General features: G+C 38.5%; 16 protein-coding genes. 1 reads left to right on the top strand and 15 read right to left on the bottom strand.

The window, feature by feature from the left end:
- Window positions 1-129: 129 nt before the first annotated feature.
- From B6F02_RS05465 to B6F02_RS05455, 3 genes are all read right to left on the bottom strand, one after another.
- On the bottom strand, window positions 130-372 hold the full coding sequence (locus tag B6F02_RS05465) for a YneF family protein (RefSeq protein WP_080146363.1): 243 nt from the start codon (window positions 370-372) through the stop codon (window positions 130-132).
- 280 nt (window positions 373-652) lie between these two features.
- Window positions 653-2,650 (bottom strand): transketolase, encoded by a 1,998-nt coding sequence (tkt, locus tag B6F02_RS05460; protein WP_080146362.1) that lies wholly within the window; start codon window positions 2,648-2,650, stop codon window positions 653-655.
- A gap of 128 nt (window positions 2,651-2,778) precedes the next feature.
- A complete protein-coding gene (locus tag B6F02_RS05455) occupies window positions 2,779-3,018 on the bottom strand; it encodes a DUF896 domain-containing protein (RefSeq protein WP_080146361.1) in 240 nt (79 codons plus the stop codon).
- A 277-nt stretch (window positions 3,019-3,295) separates the two neighbouring features.
- Between B6F02_RS05455 and lexA the strand changes: the two genes are divergently transcribed.
- A complete protein-coding gene (gene lexA, locus B6F02_RS05450) occupies window positions 3,296-3,931 on the top strand; it encodes a transcriptional repressor LexA (RefSeq protein WP_080146360.1) in 636 nt (211 codons plus the stop codon).
- 52 nt (window positions 3,932-3,983) lie between these two features.
- Here lexA and B6F02_RS05445 read toward each other — a convergent pair whose 3' ends face one another.
- The 12 genes from B6F02_RS05445 to clpX form a co-directional block, all read right to left on the bottom strand.
- On the bottom strand, window positions 3,984-4,553 hold the full coding sequence (locus B6F02_RS05445; protein WP_080146359.1) for an NADPH-dependent FMN reductase: 570 nt from the start codon (window positions 4,551-4,553) through the stop codon (window positions 3,984-3,986).
- A 12-nt stretch (window positions 4,554-4,565) separates the two neighbouring features.
- Window positions 4,566-5,594, bottom strand: a complete 1,029-nt coding sequence (locus B6F02_RS05440; protein WP_143745302.1) for an LLM class flavin-dependent oxidoreductase — start codon at window positions 5,592-5,594, stop codon at window positions 4,566-4,568.
- 185 nt (window positions 5,595-5,779) lie between these two features.
- Window positions 5,780-6,292 carry an adenine phosphoribosyltransferase gene (locus B6F02_RS05435; RefSeq protein WP_080146357.1) on the bottom strand — a complete coding sequence of 171 codons (513 nt, stop codon included), beginning with the start codon at window positions 6,290-6,292 and terminating at the stop codon, window positions 5,780-5,782.
- A gap of 32 nt (window positions 6,293-6,324) precedes the next feature.
- Window positions 6,325-8,640 carry a single-stranded-DNA-specific exonuclease RecJ gene (gene recJ, locus B6F02_RS05430; protein ID WP_080146356.1) on the bottom strand — a complete coding sequence of 772 codons (2,316 nt, stop codon included), beginning with the start codon at window positions 8,638-8,640 and terminating at the stop codon, window positions 6,325-6,327.
- A gap of 84 nt (window positions 8,641-8,724) precedes the next feature.
- Window positions 8,725-9,594, bottom strand: coding sequence for a DegV family protein (locus B6F02_RS05425; RefSeq protein ID WP_080146355.1), 870 nt, complete (start codon window positions 9,592-9,594; stop codon window positions 8,725-8,727).
- A gap of 19 nt (window positions 9,595-9,613) precedes the next feature.
- A complete protein-coding gene (locus B6F02_RS05420) occupies window positions 9,614-10,015 on the bottom strand; it encodes a LapA family protein (protein WP_080146354.1) in 402 nt (133 codons plus the stop codon).
- Window positions 10,016-10,090: 75 nt separating this feature from the next.
- Window positions 10,091-10,882 (bottom strand): SDR family NAD(P)-dependent oxidoreductase, encoded by a 792-nt coding sequence (locus tag B6F02_RS05415; RefSeq protein ID WP_080146353.1) that lies wholly within the window; start codon window positions 10,880-10,882, stop codon window positions 10,091-10,093.
- Window positions 10,883-11,824: a ribonuclease Z gene (rnz, locus tag B6F02_RS05410; RefSeq protein ID WP_080146352.1), complete on the bottom strand. Its 942-nt coding sequence runs from the start codon at window positions 11,822-11,824 to the stop codon at window positions 10,883-10,885.
- Between the two features lie 47 nt (window positions 11,825-11,871).
- Window positions 11,872-13,173: a GTPase ObgE gene (gene obgE, locus B6F02_RS05405; RefSeq protein ID WP_080146351.1), complete on the bottom strand. Its 1,302-nt coding sequence runs from the start codon at window positions 13,171-13,173 to the stop codon at window positions 11,872-11,874.
- A gap of 187 nt (window positions 13,174-13,360) precedes the next feature.
- A complete protein-coding gene (locus B6F02_RS05400; RefSeq protein WP_080146350.1) occupies window positions 13,361-14,506 on the bottom strand; it encodes a hypothetical protein in 1,146 nt (381 codons plus the stop codon).
- Window positions 14,503-15,108, bottom strand: a complete 606-nt coding sequence (gene yihA / locus B6F02_RS05395) for a ribosome biogenesis GTP-binding protein YihA/YsxC (RefSeq protein ID WP_080146349.1) — start codon at window positions 15,106-15,108, stop codon at window positions 14,503-14,505. Before yihA ends, B6F02_RS05400 begins: the two co-directional genes overlap by 4 nt.
- Before the next feature lie 241 nt (window positions 15,109-15,349).
- Window positions 15,350-16,603, bottom strand: coding sequence for an ATP-dependent Clp protease ATP-binding subunit ClpX (gene clpX / locus B6F02_RS05390; RefSeq protein WP_080146348.1), 1,254 nt, complete (start codon window positions 16,601-16,603; stop codon window positions 15,350-15,352).
- Window positions 16,604-16,654 lie beyond the last annotated feature (51 nt).

Genomic DNA, 16,654 nt, shown 5'->3' with positions numbered 1-16,654 from the left:
ATAACAGTATAATGAAATATAACTAATTATGACACGGTGTCATTTTTGTATAAAAAGATAACGGGCAATCAATCATGCCCGTTTGCTTTTTTTAGGTATTGACCAAATCATTAGAGTAGTCAAATCATACTATTTCTTTTTATCATTATTTTTCTTTCTTTGTTGAGACTTCATCTGACTCATCATTTGATTGATTTTTCTTTCAGATGGCTTCTGTCCCATTTGCAGCATCATCATGCGAAGCATATTTTCATCGATTGGCGGATTTTTTTCAAAATAATCCATCATGTATTTTCTTGAAATAAAGAATCCACCGACTAAGCCGCCGATAAGCGCTACAATTACTAAAATAATCCAACCGAATGTAGGCATTGTTTCACTCCTCTCTAAATTACTGGTTAATATAGAATCAATGATTAAATAGCCTATTAAATAAACAGACGTACTAATTCTAATTACTCACTCGATTATTTTACACAAATTTCTACAAAAAATAAACCTAAACTGACCGTTTTGTAAACATTTCTCAAAAGCGATAAAAACAGCGAGTCTTTTTCCAGCACAAGAGTCAAAAATCCTTATAAGGATTTTTGACTCTGTAAGCTTAGAGAAAGACTCACTGATTATATAAATTCAGTTTTTGTTAAATAAATTAACCTAGTGATAAATAAGTTTTAACAATATTATCTTTTGTAAAGCCGTATTGTTTCACTACTTCAGTACCATTGCCGCTAGCACCGAATTTATCGATGGAAAGCATTGCGCCTTTAGGTCCAGCATAACGGTCCCATCCGAAGGAAGAGCCCATTTCAATGGTTACACGACTTAATACATCGGCAGGTAATACTGATTCTTTATACTCTTTGGATTGCTGTTCAAATAGATCTTGACTCGGCATAGAGACTACAGAAACATCTTTCCCTTGTTCTTTCAGCGCTTTTTGAGCTTCGATCGCTAATGATACTTCAGATCCTGTAGCAATCAGGATGCCTTCTGGAGTTTCTTTATCTGCAGGAGAAATGACATAGGCACCTTTTTTCACCTGTTCTCTTGCTAGGGAAGCAGAGTTCGGCAACACAGGCAGTCCTTGACGTGTCAGTACTAACATTGTAGGTCTGTCAGTAGATTTCAAGGCAATTTCCCAAGCAGCTGCGACTTCATTTCCATCAGCAGGTCTGATGACTGAAAGATTGTGCATACCGCGGAAACTTGATAATTGTTCAACCGGTTCGTGAGTCGGTCCATCTTCACCAACCGCAATCGAATCATGTGTCAGTACATAAATAGCCGGAATCTCAGAAAGGGCTGCTAAACGAACTGCTGGACGTAAATAATCACTGAAGACAAAGAATGTTCCCACATACGATTTTGTTCCTCCATGAAGAAGGATACCGTTTAAGGCAGCTGTCATCGCAAATTCTCGCACACCATACCAGATGTTTCTTCCTGCATATTGTCCTGGCTGGAAGTCTGTCTGTTCTTTCATCATGGTGTTATTAGATCCAGATAAGTCTGCTGAACCTCCCCATAGATTCGGAATAGATTGAGACAATGCATTTAACACTTCTCCGCTTGTTGCTCTGGTTGCTGCAGCTTTGTCGCCTTCAGTATAAACTGGAAGATTTCTATCCCAATCTTCTGGAAGCTCCCCGCTTAATGCTAATTCAAATTTTTCTGCTGATTCTGCATGAGCAGATTTATAGCTGTCCAGCAAGTTGTTCCATTCTTCTTCAGCTTTGCTTCCTTTTTCAACCATATATTCTTTGAATCGAGCAGCAACTGCTTCTGGTACGAAGAAATCTTCTCCTTCCCAGCCATACGCTTCCTTAGTAGCTGTTACGCCTTCTGTTCCAAGCGGAGCGCCATGAACAGTATGTGTTCCAGCGTTAGGTGCACCAAAACCGATAATGGTTTTGATTTCAATCAATGTAGGTTTGTCCGTTGTTTGTTTAGCTGCTGTAATAGCTTGATCGATCGCTTCCAGATCATTGCCATCTTCAACTAAGATATGTTCCCAGCCATATGCTTCAAAACGTTTACCGACATCTTCAGTGAATGCCATTGAAGTGGGACCATCTAAAGAAATATCGTTTGAATCATAAAGCATAATCAATTTACCTAACTGCAGGTGACCTGCTAAAGAAGCCGCTTCTTGAGAAACACCTTCCATTAAATCACCGTCGCCGCAAAGAGCATAAGTATAGTGATCTACAAGGTTATAATCGTCTTTATTGTATGTCGCTGCTAAATGAGCTTCAGCCATTGCCATACCAACAGCATTTGCAACACCTTGTCCTAATGGACCAGTTGTCGCTTCGACACCATCTGTAATATGAACTTCAGGATGTCCGGGAGTACGGCTGTTAAATTGACGGAAGTTTTTCAAATCTTCTATTGTCACGTCATATCCTGATAAGTGCAGAAGACTGTATAACAACATAGATCCATGTCCCGCTGATAAGATGAAACGGTCACGGTTGAACCATTTTGAATTTTTGGGATTGGCATTCAAGTGGCGAGTCCACAAAGTATACGCCATTGGAGCAGCCCCCATTGGTAATCCAGGATGTCCGGAATTGGCTTTCTGAACGCCGTCGATACTCAGAGTTCGAATTGTATCTACAGCCATTTGATCAGTTTTATCAAACAAAAAATTCATTCCTTTCTATTTTTAAAAATAGTAAAGCTCTAGGTCATTGTACTATTTATGCCGATTTTTTTCAACGCTTTCATAAATAACACTCTCCTCGGCATAAATCAGTACAATAAAAAATCAGGCTATCTATCGTGAATGCCTTTATCCTTTTGAATTTGCTTCAGTTTTTCTGGTGTAACATCTTTTCCTTCGGGGTCAACGACCTTCATTCCTTCAATATGTGTTCTCATTCCTGAACGGAAAGCTTTGATATATTTTTCCCTCAAATCTTTTTGTTCTGCCTTTTCGGCATCTGTCAAACCTTCGCTTCTTTCTTTGCGAACGAGTGCATTAATTCGATCTAATTGGTCTTTTGGCAGCATTCTATTCCTCCTATATTCTTTGTTTATTCAGTATACACGCTCTTTGAAATGATTAAAAGTCTGAAAACTGAGCACTTCTGTTTCTAATCTCGATTGTACAGACTTTCACTGGATTCTTCTCTGATATTTTTCGAACATTCGTTTGATTCAATGTTCGGTTTATGATATAATTTTTTTAAAGTAAACGACTATATAAGCCTGTAACGACAACTTGAAACAAGAACACTTTTAACAAATCACTGTTTGTATGAATCTTGAAAGGATGAGGTGTTACGTAATGACGACTAGAGGCCGAAAAGGCGAAAAACAAATAGAAATATTGCGCTATATTTATGAGCAGGTAAATAAACGAGGTTATCCGCCTACAGTCCGTGAGATTGGATCAGCAACTGATCTTTCTTCTACTTCAACTGTACACGGCCACTTAGCCAGACTGGAAAAAAACGGCTTTATTCTCAGAGACCCTTCCAAGCCAAGAGCCATTGAGTTTACTAAAGAAGGCTTGATCAAGATCGGTATCGATGAATTTGAGAATCATATTCCTTTGCTGGGTGTAGTAACTGCCGGTGAACCAATCCTGGCTGTTGAAGAAGCGACTGATTATTTCCCGATTCCCAGTGACCTTGAACTTGAAAAAGGTAATCTATTCATGCTTACCATTCGCGGAAACAGTATGATAAATGCCGGTATCCTGGACGGCGATCAAGTAATCGTCCGCAAACAGGAAACTGCTCTAAACGGCGATGTCGTTATTGCCATGACAGACGAAGACGAAGCAACCTGCAAGAGATTTTACAAAGAAGATGGTTATTTCCGTCTTCAACCTGAAAATGACACGATGGATCCTATCATCCTTTCAGATGTCTCCATTCTTGGAAAAGTTGTTTCTCTATACAGAAGCCACATTTATTAAATAAAAAAAGAATCTGCGGCAGTATGATCAAACTGCCGCAGATTCTTTTTTGTTAAAATCCGTAAGCTTCTTCTTCTTGTCTTTGGATTTCTTTATAAGCCCTAGCCAGAATTAAAGTATCTTCTACCAATTTCTGTATTCTAAAATGGATATCATCGTTATAAATCGTGTCTTTGTCGAAGTCCGTATCCAATATATATACATAGTTAGGTACTACATTGGCTTTCATATATCCGAGAATCGGTTTAAGCTGCTGTTCTGGTACTAAAAAATGCATATTGGATCCTGCAGTTGTAAGAATACTGGAAGTCTTGTTCCTCAAAGCATTCTGAGGCAATAGGTCAAAAAGATTCTTCAATGAAGCTGGGATAGATGCCTGAAAAATCGGAGTACCGAAAAAAAGGATATCTGCATCCATGATCTGCTGTGTGACTTCTTTTGTATCTCCTGTATAGTCGAGATAGTTTCTGCCGTCACTAAACTGCATCTCTTTTTCTTTTAAATCTATGAACTGAATGTTATGTTCAGCTCCGTAACGGTTCTTTATTGCGTCAAATACAGATTTAGAAGCAATGGCTGTTTTGTTCCCTACATTGGATCCGGATAAAACCAGGATATTCATTACATCTCTCCTTTATTTCTTGGTATATTTTTTAATGGCTGGAAGTATTTTTTCACCAATAATATGAATATTTCGCTTGATATCTTCCATCGGTACACCACCGAAATCTAATTGAGCAATATAACGATGATGTCCGAACAATTCATGCTGATAAAGAATCTTTTCAATAATCAGTTCAGGGTCTCCTACATTGATAACACTCCGATAGTCTTGTCCGTGCGCGAAAGCCTGCTTAGGGAACCCTTGACCATTTGTTCTTTTCATTCCTTCATTTACATGAGGATAATAAGCTCGAAAGGCATCCATTTTATTCTCATCCGTAAAGAAAAAGCCGGCTGTTGCGATACGCAGGTCATTTTGCTGATATCCAGCTGCGCTTGCGGTCTCTTTATAAAGGTCGATCGGCTTTTTAAATTCAGAGGCTGGTCCGCCTAAATGCGCTTGATACATCGGCACGCCTATTCGTCCGGCTTTTTGAGCCGAAGCATAGGATCCGCCGACTGCTCGCCAGATCGGCAGACCACCTTTAGGATGATCCGGTCTTGGTATGATATGGGCATTTTTTAAAGACGGACGGTATTCCCCACTCCAATTCACGATTTCATTCTCATTGATTTTCAACAACAGATCAAATTTTTCTTCAAAAAGTCCTTCGTAGTCATTCAAATCATATCCCAGCAAATCAAACAGCCCTATACGAGAGGCTCTGCCGGCTACGATCTTTATTCTTCCATTTGAAATCAGATCAATGGTTGCTGCATCTTCAAACACACGAACTGGATCTGAAGTACTGATAATAGTAGCGCCAGACGACAACTTGATACTGTCTGTGGCCTGAGCAATTGCAGACAAGATAATCATATGGGCTTGGGAGATAAATGAATCTTGATGAGATTCACCTATCTGAAAAGTATCCAGACCTGCTTCTTCTGCCAACACAGCCGTTTCAATAATTTCTTTAATTCTTTGTTGTGCTGAAATCCGTTTCCCCGTATGCGGATTCGGTAAGTGATCTCCTAAGGTGTAAAGACCAAACTCCATCCCTTTTGATTGATCGATTTCAGGTAAAATTCTGGATTGCTCCACTCGTAACAACTCCTTATAAATTGTAAGTAAATTATACTAAAAAAATGTTTCGATTTAAAGATAAATCGTTCATAAAAAGAGTGCTGCACTTGGCAGAATGATTTAGAAATCAGTCCCACCATGTACAACACTCTTGATTTTTAATAGTCCATTAAAGTGAAAATATCATAATTTTTAATTTTATCTCTGCCGTTCAAATCTTTTAATTCAATGAAAAAGGCTGTTCCGACAACTTCTCCACCCAGTTTTTCAACTAGTTCGATTGTTGCAGCAATCGTTCCGCCTGTTGCAAGTAAATCATCACAAACAAGAACTTTTTGTCCTGGCTGGATAGCATCTTTATGAAGCTGAAGTATATCGTTACCATACTCTAATCCGTAATTGACTTCTACTGTTTCTCTAGGCAGCTTGCCTTTCTTGCGGCAAGGTGCAAACCCAATCCCCAGTTCAAAAGCTACTGGACAGCCGACAATAAATCCACGAGCTTCTGGTCCAACGATCATATCGACTTCTTTGTCTTTTGCATACTCGACAATTTTCTGTGTAGCTTCTCCATAAGCTTTCCCGTCAGCCATTAGTGGCGAAATATCTCTAAAAGTTATGCCTTCTTGCGGAAAATCAGGCACATCTGCAACATACTTTTTCAAATCCATGGTCATTACTCCTTTGTGTTTGTAACACTCATTTAAATAAAGCTTCTTAACAGTTCGGCAAGCTCTTTAAAAGAACTATATAAAACTTTTTCTTCCACTTCGATTTTACGTTCTCTTTGCTGATACTGTGCTGTACTTGTTAAATCTGCTTTTTCAGCAGTCATTCGAACTTTTAGCAGTCCATTTTCTATTGTAACAAATCCGGCATCTAAAAACACCCTGATTATGAATTTCAATAACTTTTTATCGATTTTCAAGTAATCAGCCATTAAGGATCCCTTTGTTTTAAGATCAATTGATTTGTGTTTGGCCAAGAATTTGTATACTTTTGAAAAGTGAGTTCTATTCGGCAGTCCCGTAAGATAATAACTATCTGGGGTGTAGAACATACAATATAGGGTCTGTTGATGGTTCCCTTTTACCGTCCGCTCCAACTGTTCAAGAGATTCTGGACAATCTACAAGCATGTAGCTCTGATGAGCAGTAAATGCCTCTGCAGCTTCCTTATCCTTGATCAATATCGCTTCTGATTGATCGTGCACGTAACCATTGGCTTTTTCATAAAGCTTTTCTCCAAAAAATACAAATGTTACATCCGGTACTGCAAAGTCAGATTTTTTCAAGTCAGAAGATCGCTTGTCGATAATGACTGCATCTGAGAATTTAAGATCAACCATTTGCATTTGCGGTTTTTTAGTGCCGTTCCATTCGTTGATTTCCAATGTTCCTACGAGCGAAATACGCGTTTGGTCAGTTAAAGCTTCCGCAGCTTTACCATAGTTAAATGCAATAACATCCAGCAAAGCATCATCTTGAGCAATATTCAGCTTTAAATGTGCGCGATCTGCACCAATGGCTCTAGATTGTTTAGGGTATACTTTTTCAAACATGAACAAAGGTTTTGGATTTTCTGTCCCAAAAGGCTTTAACTGTTCAATTTCGTTTATGGCTTTCAAAGAAATATCTTGAAGTGCAACTTTTTCGTCTACTTCTATTTCATCTGTAAAGTCGGACGACTGCTGTATTTTTTCTGCCGCTTGTTCTAATGCAGTTTTTAGCGGCTGAATATTCTCTATGGGCAATGTCATTCCAGCAGCCATATGGTGTCCACCAAAATGCTTAAATAGATTTCTTACAGCGTTACCTTCTTCAAATAAATTAAATGCCTGTATACTTCTTCCAGACCCTTTTGCTTCTCCAAGTTCTGGATTCAAGTTCAATACGATAGTTGGTTTCCCTGTCTCAGAGACAATTCGACTGGCAACGATACCCAATACGCCTTCATGCCAACCTTCTTTAGCCAGCACATGGACTAGAGAGTCTTTTTGTTCCGCAAGCATCGTCATTGCTTCTGCTGTAATGTCTTTGACGATTTCTTTTCGCTCATTATTTTTCTGATCTAAAAACCCGGCGATTTCTTTTGCTCTTTGCTCATCAAATGTCGTCAGCAGCTCGACTACCGGACCGGCATTTTCAAGTCGACCGATGGCATTGATAGGTGGTGCGATTTTGAAGCCGATTGTCGTTTCATCTATTTCTTTTAAAGAGACAGATAAAGCTTCAAACAAACTCAATATTCCTACTCTTTGTGTCTGCTGCATAGCTTTAAGACCAAATGTGACGATGGCTCTATTTTCGTCCTTCAAAGCAACTAAGTCAGCAACCGTTCCAATTGCCGCTAAATCCAGCAATTCTGTCGGCAGTTCACCCAACAGCGCCGTCGCAACTTTTAAAGCCACTCCGGCACCTGATAAATCTTTAAAAGGATACTGACCACTTGGATGGTTAGGATGTATAATCGCATAGGCATCGGGCAATTGATCTGGCATTTCATGATGATCCGTTACAATTACATCGATACCCTTTTCCTGTATGTAATGGATTGCTTCGTGCCCAGCTACTCCATTATCTACCGTAATGATCAAATTTGTGCCCTGTTCCAGAAAGCTTTCAAAAGCATTTTTGTTTGGTCCGTATCCTTCAACAAACCGGTTAGGGATAAAATACTCTACATTGGCTCCAATTGCTTCAAGTGTTTCATAAAGGATAGCTGTACTGGTTACTCCATCTGCATCATAATCTCCATAGATCATAATCGACTCTCCGCTTTCTATAGCTGCAGAGATTCTTTCAATGACTTTTTCCATATCATATAACGCATATGGATCATGAAACCAGCTTTCATCCGGATGAAGAAAGGTTTCGATTTCTTCTTTTGACGTCAGTCCTCTATTCAGACACAGCTGAATAAATAATGCTGAACGATCCAGTTCAGCAGAAAGTTTATTTACTAAGGTTCTGTCATGCTCAGCTGCAATGGTCCATTTTTTAGTTTGACTAAGACTCAATCATTTCACTCCTTGGCTGTTTAAACGTGCAATAAAAAAAGCATGAGCAATGGTTTACTTTAGCCCAAAGCTCTTGCTTTTACTCTATTTATCGTCTAGAAGCTGGACACCTATCCCAATCAATCCCGGTCCTGTGTGGACACCTAGCGCCGGACTGACTTGATCAAAGAAGAAATGTTCATACTTTGGTAGTTTCTTCTTCAATTCTTCTCGAATAGATTTGGCTTCCTCAATAGCAGTTTCTCCGCCATAGGCAACAGCTAAATTATATTTATTGGAGTTAGCAGCATATTCCTCAACCAGTTCAATTGTTTTATTAACAGATTTGGCTTTACCGCGAACTTTAGCAACTGTATGATAGATTCCGTCTTTATTACAAGTGATAACAGGTTTCAAGTTCATCACACTGCCGAGAACAGACTGAACCAATCCGATTCTTCCGCCTTTTTGCAGATATTCAAGCGTTGGAACATGGAAATAAACTTTTGCTTTTTCCGCACTTTTCTGTAAATTAGCTCTGATTTCCTCAAACGTCAGTCCCTGATCAGCTTGAAAGGCAGCTTCTACTGCAGAAAATCCAGATCCGATACCAATATTCTTTGTATCCAGAACAAAAATATCCATATCCTTGTATTCTTCAGCGACAATGCGCATCATATTGTTTGTACCGCTTAATCCGCTTGAGATCGTAACAGCAATAACTTTTTCATATCCTTCAGCTTTGATCTCATTCAGAATCTCTTTAATGGCTTCGCCGTCTGGTAATGAAGTTTTCGGAATTTCTTTTTCCATCCTCTTATAGACTTCTTCAGCAGTAATATTGAGTTTATCAACATACTCTCCGTCTTTAAAGATGATTTTTAAAGGAATGACTTTTACATTAAATTGTTCTTTGACGCTTTCAGGTACATCCGCTCCTGAATCAGTCAATATTGCTATTTTGTGTTTATTCATAGCTCCTCCTATCTATGAATCAAAATGTACGATTCCCCATCGAATTTTGATCATCAGCTGCAGAATATGTGTTGGTTGTCTGCTGCTCGTTTTTTGCTTTTAATTCAGCTTTTAATTCTTCTATTTGCGTTTCATAGTCAGATTTAACTGCATTGATTCTTGTTTGCTCGTTTTCTTTAAGCTCGCTTGCGGTTTTCTCGGCATCTTTGCGCATTTTGGTTTCTTGATAGATCTTAACAGTTGATAGTAAAGAAGCAATTAAAGCACCCAATAAAAGAGATCCTAAAATCACAATTATCAATGGCCACTCATACGTTGCAAACCAAAAATTGACCGGAACAGGCTCCACGTTCAACACTGATAAAATAGCCCCCAGCAATACTAAAACGATCGCACCTACAATACTCCATTGTTTTTTCATCTTAAAAACGCTCCTTTTTCATCCTTTTCTAATTGAAGAATAACATGTAAAAGGAAATTTTTCATTTTTCTTGTCCTACTTCTTATCAAATGAAGTCAATATTAAGTAATCACCTAGAGCAGGAAACAAGGAATAAAATTTAGAAGCGACTCCTAAACTAAATGGAAGATTCACCTCTCGTTTGTTCGTACCAATGACTTTAATGGTTTTTTCAGCAACTTCCTGACTCGTTAAAACGAAAGAACGGATACGATTCAGATAGTCGCCAGAAGGATCAAACTCATCAAAGAAAGCCGTATCGACTGGTCCTGGATTAATCGTTGTTACTTTGATGTTCAAAGGCTTAAGCTCTAATCGCAAAGCATTGCTGAAACCGATCACTGCAAATTTTGAAGCAGAATAAACAGAAGACTTAGGTGTAGCGACCTTACCAGCGATAGATCCCACATTGATAATATGACCGCTTCTACGATCTGCCATTTGAATTGCAGCGATCTGTGATAAGTACATCAACCCTAAAACGTTGACTCTGAACATACTTTCAGCTTTTTTAAGGTCATAAGACAGGAAAGTCTCTGAATGACCAAAACCAGCATTATTGATCAGTACATCAATAGCGCCTACTTCAGCCTTAATTCTATCCATTACATTATCGATATCATCAGGATCAGAAACATCTAAAGTATAAACATAAGCAGGCTTATTACTAATACTTTCACATTTATCTTTCACTTCTTTAAGCTTATCTTCTCTTCTGGCACATAGTAGGACTGTTGCATTTTTAGCTGCTGCTTCATAAGCCATTGCTTCGCCGATTCCAGAAGAGGCACCAGTGATCAGAACGATTTTCCCTTCTAATTGAGTCATTTAATCTTCTCCTTCTTTTTCAAGTGGTATATTCACTTCTTTAAGGTCATGCATAACCCACGTTGAGTCAAAAACTTTTCTAGCTTCTGATTGAAGATTCTGCACATCCTTTGCTAAATAACGAGCACTGATATGTGTCAGCAACAACTTCTTCGCTCCAGCCTCTTTTGCAGTCTCTGCTGCTTGCAAATTGGTTGAATGGTTATAACTTTTTGCCAGCTGGCTATCTGAGTGATCAAAGGTACTTTCATGGACTAGTACATCTGCATCTTGGGCAAGCAGGCGACTGTTTTCGGTTTTAAGTGTATCTCCCAGGATGGTTACGATACGTCCCTTTTGAGCAGGTCCGATATAGTCCTTCCCATTAATCACTCTGCCATCTTCGAGCGTTACAGTCTCTCCATTTTTCAGCTTGCCAAACAAGGGACCGAACGGAACGCCAAGCGTCTTTAAATCCTCTGCTTTCAGCGTTCCCTCATGATCCGCTTCTTCAATTCTAAAACCGAATGATGGGATTCCATGCTTCAGTTTTTTTACAGATACTTTAAATTGTTCATCTTCAAAAATCATACCGTCTTCACTGAATTCTACAAATTTTATCGGATATTTGATATGCGTAGCAGAAAATCGAAGACTAGAAAGAACAAACTGTTTGATCCCCGCTGGTCCGTAAATCGTCAGAGCAGACTCTCCGCCTTGAAAAGCTCTGCTGCTGATCAAACCCGGCAGTCCAAAGATATGGTCACCATGCATATGCGTAATAAAAATTTTCTCGATTTTTCTAGGCTTTACTGTAGTATGAAGAATCTGATGCTGAGTGGCTTCCCCGCAGTCAAACAGCCAGATACTATTTCGTTCTTCTAATAACTTAAGGGCGATACTCGATACATTACGGTGTTTAGCTGGAACACCAGACCCTGTCCCTAAAAATAATAAATCCATAGCTTTCCTCAAATTCTATATCGAAATTTAACTTGATAAACTGCTCATTACTCTACAAATTCAAACTCAAATGTATCTATACGAACAGCATCTCCATTTTTAGCGCCTTTTTCTCTTAATGCTTCATCAATACCCATTCCACGGATTTGACGCGCAAATCGCATGATGGATTCATCATGGGCAAAATTCGTCATGCGGTATAGTTTTTCAAGTTTTTCTCCAGATAATACCCAAGTACCGTCTGGCTCGCGCATAATATTGAAGTGATCCGTTGCAGGCGTATGCTTGTAAAGAACTCTTTCTTCTTGATCGGTTTCTTCAACATATAATGGAAATTCTGGAGTCGTTTCCAGCAGATCAGCGGTTCTAGATAGAACAGCTGTCAATCCTTTTTGTGAAATAGCCGAAACTTCAAATATCTCTGGTTCTTCTCCAGCTTCCTGAAGTTTCTTTTTAAAAGTTTCAAGGTTATCTGGAGCATCAGGCATATCCATCTTATTCGCAATCACGATCTGCGGTCTTTCACGCAGTTTTAAATCATATTGCTGCAGTTCATTATTGATCGTCTGATAATCCTCAAACGGATCTCTGCCTTCAATGCCGCTCATATCGATAACATGCAAGAGGACTCGCGTACGTTCGATATGACGAAGAAATTCGATACCCAGTCCTACTCCCTGAGAAGCTCCTTCAATTAGTCCCGGCATGTCCGCTAACACGAAACTTCTGCCCTCTTCTGTTTCTACCATACCCAGATTTGGTACAATCGTTGTAAAATGGTAGGCACCGATTTTTGGTCTAGCAGCTGATACAACAGACAGTAATGTCGACTTCCCTACAGAAGGAAATCCAACCAGCCCAACATCAGCAAGAACTTTTAATTCTAATTCAATTTCTTTTTCTTCTCCCGGTTCACCATTCTCAGCAATTTCTGGAGCTGGGTTTCTTGGAGTAGCAAATCGAATATTGCCTCTTCCGCCGCGGCCGCCTTTAGCTATGACTGCTTCTTGTCCATGATTGATAAGGTCAGCATAAAGCTGCCCTGTTTGAGCATCTTTAACGACTGTTCCAGGCGGAACCTTTACAAATAAATCTTTTGCTCCACGACCATGCATGCCCTTGGACATACCGTTTTCACCATTCTTAGCTTTAAAATGACGATTATACCTGAAGTCCATTAAAGTTCTCAGCCCTTCATCGACTACAAATACAATATTTCCGCCGATTCCGCCATCTCCTCCGGCTGGTCCGCCGTCAGGTACATATTTTTCACGTCTAAAAGCAACCATTCCGTCTCCGCCGTTACCTGCTTTAACGTTTACTGTCACTTGATCTAAAAACATTGACATGTATAAATCCTTCTCTCCTGTACATTTCTCTTATTTTTCATTTTACACTATTGATTCTTATATTACTAATGTTCTTGTGTGCTTAGCTTAATCGATTGCAAAATAAAAGCGGGACAAGCCCGCCGATTTGCTTTATATTCAGTTTCATACAGCGTAGTTAGCAGATTAAGTATCTCTAAACTATCTGTTAAGTCATCTGGTTAGGAAAAATATCTAATGTGTGCGTCTTGCGCCAAATTGGCAGCTTCTCGATAGGCTCTTGCTCGATTTTTTCTGACTGCAATTGATACTGTTCCATAAACCGATCCGTAACCTGCAGCAATTGTTCATCGAAATAAATATCAGCTTGATTTTGCTGTTCCTCGGTGAAGTCTTTGTTATTGATTTCATCTATAGAAGTATACACTACCAGCTCTCCGAGTGATTCAAATCTAGCTTCATCTTGCTGAGTAAAGTCGACGATAACTTGCTTTTTCTTCGTTTGTCTAATCGTATCTACTTCTTCAAATACAGCTTCGGTCAGCATACTAGACTCAAACGAAGCAGAAAAAACAATACCGTCTGCATTAGAAAAACGATAGCCTACAGATTGCAGATCAGCTGCATGCAAGCGAGTCGGTTGTGTCTGGTAAGTCGTCGTATTGATCCAATCTTTCAGCTGATCAATCAGTACTTTGCTTTCATTCAAGTTAGTATTAGCAATCGTTAATGATTGAATATTGATAGAAAGCAATAACTTAGCAAGATGAACAACGTCATAGTCAGATCCAAATAAAACAAACTTCTTATCTTCAGTCTGACCGATTTTTTTATAAAATGTTTCAATTGCTCTTGATGGCTGACCACTATACAAAGGACCCATTGCTTCTGATAATCTCATCTTGCGAGAAAACTGAATAGCGTCCTTAAATAATCCACTCATGACACTGCCCAAAGTAGACTCAGCAACACCAAGATTCAAGGCGTTTTCTGCGAATTGCAGCTCCGTATAAGAACCTTTTGGTCTTTTTTCCATTCCGCTGACAATCGTGAACAAGTGCTGAACAACATCTTTATTAAATTTACTGTATGTTTCAAGTATGATTTCTTTAAGTGGTTTTCCTGTAAACGCAGAAAGATAGCGCAGTAAATCACCATGTTTGAAAATCGTTTCATCCACATTGAGATAGTACTCACTGCGTTCGTCAGAAGAAAGAATACAAATCTCTTCAACACCGGAAAAATTCTTTATATCATGAAGATGCTGGACTCTCTGTTCTTCAGTAAGTCTATATTTATCAATATCTTCAATAGACACAGTATCTTGATTAACACCATACATTAAGATTTTCAATTATGATCATTCCTTGTACTGGAAAGTATTTCCTTCCAAACTTCTTCTCGGCCTTCTCTGGTCTCTGATGAGAAAACGATAACCTTATCTTCAGGTTCTAATTCTAAAGTTTGGATGACTTGATTAATATGTTTATTTCGTCTGGATTTTTTTATTTTATCTGCTTTTGTCGCAACGACAAGTACTGGTAAATCATAATACTTCAAAAAATCATACATCTGGATATCCAAATCGGTCGGATGATGTCTTAAATCGACTAATAGAATGCTTAATGCCAGCTCTTCTCTGCTGGAAAAATACACATTCATCATCTCTCCCCATTTTTCTTGTTCTGCATTAGATACTTTTGCATATCCATATCCTGGAACATCTACAAAGAACAATTCATTTTCTATATTGAAATAATTCAGTGTTCTTGTCTTCCCAGGTTTTCCAGATGTTCTTGCCAATTTCTTCCTATTGACCATTGTATTAATAAAAGAGGATTTTCCTACATTGGAACGACCAGCAAGTGCAATCTCTGGAAGTCCATCTTCAGGGTATTGTTTTGGAGAAACTGCACTGATCGTGATTTCTGCAAAATGAATTTTATCGATATCCATACTTTTTTCTCCTATCCTCTTTTCTTTATAACTTATATTAAAACTGAGTTATCCTGTACAAGTATATCATAATCAGCTAGAATTTAAAGAAATTCTTTAAAGTTTATGACATCCTGCTGAATTTCTTTACAAATTAATGACAAAAACATCGTATTCACATAAATATGCTTTCGATTTAAGAATAGTTAAAAAAACAGTATCTCTGAATTAATGACAGAGATACTGTTGATTCAATATTGAATTAAACGACCATTTCATTGTTATGATCATAAAATGCTGGGTCTCCAGAGCCTTCAACAGCTTCTTTTGTGATCACTACTTTTTTGATGTCATCTCTGCTTGGCACTTCAAACATGACTTCCATCATAATACTTTCTATAATTGAACGCAGTCCACGAGCCCCTGTGTCACGTTCAATCGCTTTTCTTCCGATTTCTCTTAATGCTTCTTCATCGAATTCAAGCTCAATATTGTCCAGTTGCATCAGTTTTTTATACTGTTTTACTAATGCACTTTTTGGTTTCGTCAGGATTTGAACTAAATCATCTTCTGTCAGTTTCTCTAAGACCGCTGTAATAGGCAGACGACCGATAAATTCAGGAATCAATCCATACTTCAGCAAGTCTTCAGGAATGATTTGCTGCATCATGCTGGCATTCTCTTCGAAGCCTTTGCGTGTATTAGAAGCACCGAATCCAATGACTTTGTCACCGAGACGTGTTTTAACCATATTTTCAATACCGTCAAACGCACCACCAACAATAAATAAAATATTCGTTGTATCGATTTGAATTAATTCTTGATGCGGATGCTTGCGTCCACCTTGAGGGGGAACACTAGCAGTTGTTCCTTCAAGAATTTTAAGCAGAGCCTGCTGCACGCCTTCACCGCTGACATCACGAGTGATCGATACATTTTCAGATTTTCTAGCAATCTTATCGATCTCATCAACATAGATAATGCCGTGTTGGGCACGCTCTACATCATAATCTGCTGATTGAAGAAGTTTTAGTAAGATATTCTCTACATCTTCTCCGACATAACCCGCTTCAGTTAAATTTGTTGCATCAGCAATAGCAAAAGGAACGTTCAAGATTCTAGCTAATGTTTGAGCTAGATATGTCTTACCAGATCCTGTGGGTCCAATCAGACAGATATTGCTTTTTTGAAGTTCAATCTCATCTTCAACATTAGCGAGATTGTTCACTCTTTTATAATGGTTATATACAGCAACAGACAATGCTTTTTTCGCTGCATCTTGACCAATAATATATTCATTTAAGATTGAACGAATTTCTTGAGGTTTCAAGACTTCCGTTTCTCCTGCATAAACTTGTTTACTAAATTCTTCATCCATTATTTCTTTACATAAATCAATACATTCGTTACAAATATAAACTCCTGGACCTGCTACAATCTTTTTCACTTGATCTTGTGATTTACCACAAAATGAACAAGAGATATTTCCTGATTGTTCTTCTTCGTTATCAAACATAGGCAGGTTCACCTCAATTCCTAAAATCTTTTAACATTACTTATAGTAACA

The organism is Marinilactibacillus piezotolerans, assembly GCF_900169305.1.
Lineage (GTDB): Bacteria > Bacillota > Bacilli > Lactobacillales > Carnobacteriaceae_A > Marinilactibacillus > Marinilactibacillus piezotolerans_A.
This window is presented reverse-complemented; position numbering and strand designations above follow the sequence as displayed.

Bases quoted from the DNA above. Each gene is read 5' to 3' on its own strand.
- rnz (WP_080146352.1), bottom strand. From the start codon at position 11,824: ATGGATTTATTATTTTTAGGGACAGGGTCTGGTGTTCCAGCTAAACAC.
- clpX (WP_080146348.1), bottom strand. From the start codon at position 16,603: ATGTTTGATAACGAAGAAGAACAATCAGGAAATATCTCTTGTTCATTT.
- B6F02_RS05455 (WP_080146361.1), bottom strand. From the start codon at position 3,018: ATGCTGCCAAAAGACCAATTAGATCGAATTAATGCACTCGTTCGCAAA.
- B6F02_RS05415 (WP_080146353.1), bottom strand. From the start codon at position 10,882: ATGACTCAATTAGAAGGGAAAATCGTTCTGATCACTGGTGCCTCTTCT.
- lexA (WP_080146360.1), top strand. From the start codon at position 3,296: ATGACGACTAGAGGCCGAAAAGGCGAAAAACAAATAGAAATATTGCGC.
- B6F02_RS05440 (WP_143745302.1), bottom strand. From the start codon at position 5,594: ATGGAGTTTGGTCTTTACACCTTAGGAGATCACTTACCGAATCCGCAT.
- B6F02_RS05465 (WP_080146363.1), bottom strand. From the start codon at position 372: ATGCCTACATTCGGTTGGATTATTTTAGTAATTGTAGCGCTTATCGGC.
- B6F02_RS05435 (WP_080146357.1), bottom strand. From the start codon at position 6,292: ATGGATTTGAAAAAGTATGTTGCAGATGTGCCTGATTTTCCGCAAGAA.
- yihA (WP_080146349.1), bottom strand. From the start codon at position 15,108: ATGGATATCGATAAAATTCATTTTGCAGAAATCACGATCAGTGCAGTT.
- B6F02_RS05445 (WP_080146359.1), bottom strand. From the start codon at position 4,553: ATGAATATCCTGGTTTTATCCGGATCCAATGTAGGGAACAAAACAGCC.
- B6F02_RS05425 (WP_080146355.1), bottom strand. From the start codon at position 9,594: ATGAATAAACACAAAATAGCAATATTGACTGATTCAGGAGCGGATGTA.
- B6F02_RS05420 (WP_080146354.1), bottom strand. From the start codon at position 10,015: ATGAAAAAACAATGGAGTATTGTAGGTGCGATCGTTTTAGTATTGCTG.
- obgE (WP_080146351.1), bottom strand. From the start codon at position 13,173: ATGTCAATGTTTTTAGATCAAGTGACAGTAAACGTTAAAGCAGGTAAC.